We start from the raw sequence: 5,985 nt of genomic DNA on the forward strand, positions 1-5,985 counted from the left end.
GTGTCGGCCAGGACTCCCGATGGTGCTGGCCCGCTGCCCCCGGAAGGGTGACGCCACGCGCCGCCCGGCGGCGAATCCACCCGCACGCCGCATCCCCCGGAACCCGCCCCGGTGACCCGCCGCCGCGGGGCCGCCGGTCCGGGGCGGGCTCTGGTCCGAACGGGGGGCGTTGCCGGATTCCGGCCGGAATCCCCGCATTCCGCGGCCGCGCCGTGCCGATACTGCAGCAATCCCTCGACACATATGACAATCGGAGAACAATGTCTTCCGTTGATGTCGCCCTGGTCTTCGGAACCCGGCCGGAAATCGTCAAACTCGCCGGCGTCGCCCGCCTCCTCGGGCCGCAGGCCAGGATCGTGTGGACCGGCCAGCACTGGGACGCCGGCCTCACCACCTGCTTCTTCGAGCAGTACGGCCTGCCCCGCCCCCACCACCTCCTCAAGGGCGTCGGCGGCGAGGCCCGGGGTCAGCAGATCGGCCGCATGATCGCCGACCTCAGCGACCACTTCACCAAGCGCCCCCCGGCCGCCGCCGTCGTCCAGGGGGACACCAACACCGCCGCCGCCGGAGCCCTGGGCGCACACTGCGCGGGAATTCCCGTGGTCCACGTCGAAGCGGGTCTGCGCTCCTTCGACGACGAGATGCCCGAGGAGACCAACCGGCGGCTCATCGCGCCCGTCGCCGACCTGCACTGCGCCCCGACCCCCACGGCCGCCGCCCACCTGCTGCGCGAGGGCATCGACGCCGGACGCGTGCTGGTCACCGGCAACACCGTCGTCGAGGCGACCCTGGAGACGCTCCCCGCGGAGGCCGACGCCCACCGGGTCCTCGCCCGGTACGAGGTGGCCCGGGACGCCTACGTCCTCGCCACCGTCCACCGCCCGGAGAACACCGACGACCCCGCGCGCCTGGCCCAGCTCCTCGACCAGCTCGCCGCCGTCGACCTGCCGGTCCTGATGCCGCTGCACCCGCGCACCCGGGCCGCCGTCGACCGCTACGGCCTGCGGCGCTCGATCACCCGGCTGCGGCAGATCCCCCCGCTCGACCACGCCACCTTCCTGGCCCTGGCCCGCCACTGCCGCCTGCTGGTCTCCGACTCCGGTGGCGTGCAGGAGGAGTGCACCGTCCTCAAGCGCCCCCTGATCGTGGTCCGCAACTCCACCGAGCGCCCCGAGGCGGTCCGGGCCGGCTTCGCCCGCCTGGCCCAGCCGGGCCATCAACTCGCGTGCGCGCTGCGCGAGATGCTCGACGACACCGCGCTCACCGGCCGCCTCGCCCGTGTTCCCTCGCCGTACGGCGACGGCACGGCCAGCGCCGAGATCGTCGCCGCCGTCCGCGCGCGCTACCTCACCCCCGGCCGCACGCCCGGCGCTCAGCTGCCGGCCCCCGGATACGCGCCGGACCGGGCCGGCACCGTGACGGCCCACCGGCCCTGAGGCCTGGCGGGCCGTCAGCGTCCGGTGGGTCCGTCCGATCGCACCGGTCCCCTGATGGATCAGGTGACGGCTCGCCAGGATGACAGATAGTAATATTATGTGCACATAGTGTTTCCATGACAAGAGACCTTCGCGGTCCGTCGCGGCTCCTCAAGCGCACGGCCCGCCTCGTGACGACAGCGACGTTGCTGGGACTCCTCGGCACCGGGGCCACCGGGCTCACCGGGTTACAGGCACGGGCCGAACCGATTCCCGACCACGTGCGGGCGAGCACGGGCGGCCGCGTTCTGGCGACCGGCACGCCACTGCTCAACGAGACCTTCACCGGAGCCACGGCGGACCCCCGCTTCACCGCCGTGGGCACCGCCTGCCTCACCGGTGCGCCCACCGGCGTCCCCGGCCCCGGCAGCCACCCGCTCACGGGCTGTCCGGCGATCGAGGTCGGGCCGGTGCCGCCGCGCAACGGCGCGCCGCACGGATACCTCCAGATCACCGACTCCGGCTTCGACGAGGCGGGCGCCGTTCTCTTCGACCAGGCGCTGCCCGCCGGCAACGGCCTGGACGTCACCTTCGACCAGTGGCAGTACGGCAGCACCACGCCCGCCCACCCGGCCGACGGCATCTCCTTCTTCCTGGTCGGCGGTGACACCGAGCTCACCCACGCCGGTGCCTTCGGCGGCAGCCTCGGTTACGCGCAGAAGCTGCCCGACGACAACCCGAGCCTGACCTTCCTGCCGGGTGTCGACCGCGGCTACCTGGGTGTCGGCCTGGACGTCCTCGGCAACTACTTCGGCGACTGGGAGCACCGCGGCAACGGCTGCGCGACGCGTTCCCCGGCCGGCACCGGGCTCCACGCCCCCGCCCCCGGCGCCAACATGGTCACCGTCCGCGGCCCCGGTGACGGCACCACCGGCTACTGCTTCCTGACCGCGACCACCAGCAACTTCACCACCACCGGCCCGTGGCCCTCCACCCTGCCGGGTGCGCTCCAGGGCCCGCTGACGGCGCTGCCGCCGCTGGTGACCCCGGCCCAGGCGGAGACCCTGCTGGAGCCGTCCCGCCGCCGGGTGAACATCCACCTGACGCCCGCGCCGAACCCGGTGCTGACGGTCAGTGTCGACTTCAACAACGGCACCGGCTCGCACCAGGTGCTGTCCACTCCGGCACCCCAGCCGGCCCCCTCGACCTTCAAGTTCGGCTTCGCCGGATCCACGGGCGCCTTCACCGACGTGCACCTGATCCGCAACGTCACCGTCACCACCGAGCAGCCGCTGCCCGCGCTGAACCTGGTCAAGCAGGTCCGCCAGCCGCTGCCCGGGCTGATCACGGTCGGCACGACGCTGGAGTACGACTTCGTGGTCACCAACTCGGGGAACGTGGCGATCGACAACCTGGGCGTCAACGACCCCAAGGTCGGGCCGGTCAGCTGCCCCGTGGTCACCCTGAATCCCGGTGCGACGGTCACCTGTACGGCCTCCTACCTGGTGTCCGCCGCGGACGCCCAGGCCGGCCAGGTGCCCAACACGGCCGTGGCCACCGGCACCGCCGACGGCGCCCCGATCTCGTCCCCGCCGTCCTCGGAGAACGTGCCCGTCGTGGCACCGCCGGGCATCGACCTGAGCAAGCACGTCGACGCTCCCGGGCCGTTCGCGGTCGGGGACGTCGTGCCGTACAGCTACGTGGTCAAGAACACCGGCGGTGTCCAGGTGGACGGCCTGACCGTGACGGACGACAAGATCACCGGCATCACCTGCGACGCCACCACGCTGGCCCCGTCCGGCAGCCCCGGCGACAGCACCGTCTGCCACGGCAGCTACGCCATCACCCAGACGGACGCCGACGCGGGCCAGGTCGTCAACAACGCGCTCGCCCAGGGTGTGGCCGACGGATCCCCCGTCACCTCGCCCCCGGCGCAGGCCACCGTCCCGGTGGTGTCCACGTCGAGCCTGGCCCTGACCAAGGAGCCGAGCACCCCCGGCCCGGTGCACGAGGGCGACACAGTCACCTACACCTACACGGTGACGAACACCGGGACGACCACGCTGACCGGCCTGACCGTCGTCGACGACCACGTCACGCCGGTGACCTGCGTGACGGCGACCCTCCTTCCCGCGGAGAGCACGACGTGCACCGGCAGCTACGTGGTGACCGCCGCGGACGCGGTGGTCGGCAAGGTCACGAATGTGGCGACGGCGAACGGCGTCAACCCGCAGGGCCTGCCCGTCGAGAGCCCGCCGGCGCAGGCCGTCGTCGTGGTCGCGGGCGTCGCGAGCCTGTCGCTGACGAAGGTGGCGGACACGGCCGGTCCGGTGAACGTGGGTGACACCATCACCTACACGTACACGGTGACGAACACGGGTACGGCGGCGGTGCACAACCTGGATCTGGCCGATGACCGTGTGGGGTCGGTGACGTGCGTGGCGACTTCGCTGGCCGCGGGGGAGAGCACGACGTGCACCGGGACCTACGTGGTGACCGCCGCCGATGCGGTGGCTGGTCAGGTCACGAATGTGGCGACGGTGACCGGTCTCGACCCCGAGGGTCTGCCGGTGGTGACTCCGCCGGCTCAGGTGACGGTGCCGGTCGCTTCCGTTGCCGGCCTGTCGTTGACGAAGAAGGCGGACACGGCTGGTCCGGTCAATGTGGGTGACACGATCACGTACACGTACACGGTGACGAACACCGGTACGGCCGCCGTTCACAACCTGACGGTGACCGACGACCGCGTGTCGCCGGTGACGTGCGTGGCGACTTCGCTGGCCGCGGGGGAGAGCGCGACGTGCACCGGTACCTATGTGGTGACGACGGTGGACGCGGTGGAGGGGCAGGTCATCAATGTGGCGACGGTGACCGGTCTCGACCCGGAGGGTGTGCCGGTGGTGAGTCCGCCGGCGCAGGAGACGGTGCCGGTCACTTCCGTCGCCGGGCTGTCACTCACCAAGCAGGCGGACACGGCCGGTCCGGTGAACGTGGGTGACGCCATCACCTACACGTACACGGTGACGAACACGGGCACGGCCGCCGTTCACAACCTGACGGTGACCGACGACCGGGTCTCGCCGATCACGTGTTCGGCGACTTCGCTGGCCGCCGGAGCGAGCACGACGTGCACCGGTAGTTATGTGGTGACGGCTGCGGACGCGGTGGCGGGTGAGGTGACGAATGTGGCGACGGCCCAGGGTCTCGACCCGGCGGGTCTGCCGGTGGTGAGTCCGCCCGCTCAGGCGACGGTGCCGGTCACCTCTGTCGCCGGCCTGTCGCTGACGAAGAAGGCGGACACCGCCGGTCCGGTGAACGTGGGTGACACCATCACCTACACCTACACGGTGACCAACACCGGTACGGCGACGGTGAACAGCCTGACGGTGACGGATGACCGCGTGTCGCCGGTGATGTGCGTGGCGACTTCGCTGGCCGCGGGAGCGAGCACGACGTGCACCGGTAGCTATGTGGTGACCGCCGCCGACGCGGTGGCCGGCAGCGTGACGAACCACGCGACGGTGAGTGGCCTCGACCCGCAGGGTGTGCCGGTGGTGAGTCCGCCGGCGCAGGAGACGGTCCAGGTCGCTTCGGTGGCGAGCCTGTCGCTCACCAAGCAGGCGAGCACGGCCGGTCCGGTGAACGTGGGTGACACCATCACCTACACCTACACCGTGACCAACACCGGTACGGCGACGGTGAACAACCTGACCGTCACCGACGACCGGGTCGCCCCCGTGACCTGCGTCGCGACCACCCTCACCACCGGGCAGAGCACCACCTGCACCGGCAGCTACGTGGTCACGAGCGCGGACGCGGCGGCCGGCAGCGTGACGAACCACGCCACGGCCGGCGGTCTCGACCCGCAGGGCCGGCCCGTCCAGAGCCCGCCGGCGCAGGCCACCGTGCAGGTGGCGGGTGCGACGTCGAGCCTGTCGCTGACCAAGCAGGCCGATGTGTCCGGCCCCGTCCACCCCGGTGACACGATCACCTACCTCTACATGGTGACCAACACCGGAACGACCACGCTGACCGACGTGACCATCAGCGACGACCGGGTCCCGGACATCACGTGCGAGGCGACGACCCTCGCTCCCGGGCAGAGCACCACCTGCACCGGCAGCTACCTGGTCACCGAGCAGGACGCCAAGGACGGCCACGTCACCAACCGCGCGACGGCCAATGCCCTGGACCCGGGTGGCCGGCCCGTCCAGAGCCCGCCCGTCGAGCTCTGCATCACCGTCGAGGAGTGCCCGCCCCCGCCGCACGACGGCTACGAGTCCGAGCACCCCGGGTTCTCCGACCACCCCGGATTCCCCGACCACCCGGGATTCCCCGACCACCCCGGCTTCTCCGGGCGTCCTGACTACCTCGACTACATCGACCACCTCGACCAGTTCCGCTACTTCGGCTACCTGGTCGGGCCGCGTGAGCGGTGAGCGATCCGGGTCGATAGCCGACCCGGGTCCGGCACCCGGTCCGTCGCCGTCGCCGCGGCGGCGCCGGACGGTGCCTCCCGGGTCCCCCTCCCGCCCGGTCGCACGGCCCCCTCCGTGGCTCCGTCCTGACG

2 protein-coding genes are annotated in these 5,985 nt (G+C 71.8%); both read left to right on the forward strand.

Going from position 1 to position 5,985, the window contains the following annotated elements:
• The first annotated feature begins 260 nt into the window (after positions 1-260).
• Complete coding sequence (wecB, locus tag ACFXAM_RS37415; protein ID WP_380298250.1) at positions 261-1,436, forward strand: non-hydrolyzing UDP-N-acetylglucosamine 2-epimerase; 1,176 nt, start codon at positions 261-263, stop codon at positions 1,434-1,436.
• Positions 1,437-1,696: 260 nt separating this feature from the next.
• Complete coding sequence (locus ACFXAM_RS37420) at positions 1,697-5,854, forward strand: hypothetical protein (RefSeq protein WP_380298252.1); 4,158 nt, start codon at positions 1,697-1,699, stop codon at positions 5,852-5,854.
• Positions 5,855-5,985 lie beyond the last annotated feature (131 nt).

This window comes from Kitasatospora sp. NPDC059462, assembly GCF_042749955.1.
In the GTDB taxonomy this organism is placed as follows: Bacteria; Actinomycetota; Actinomycetes; order Streptomycetales; family Streptomycetaceae; genus Kitasatospora.

Coding starts and splice junctions, on each gene's coding strand:
- wecB (WP_380298250.1), top strand. CDS start 261: ATGTCTTCCGTTGATGTCGCCCTGGTCTTCGGAACCCGGCCGGAAATC.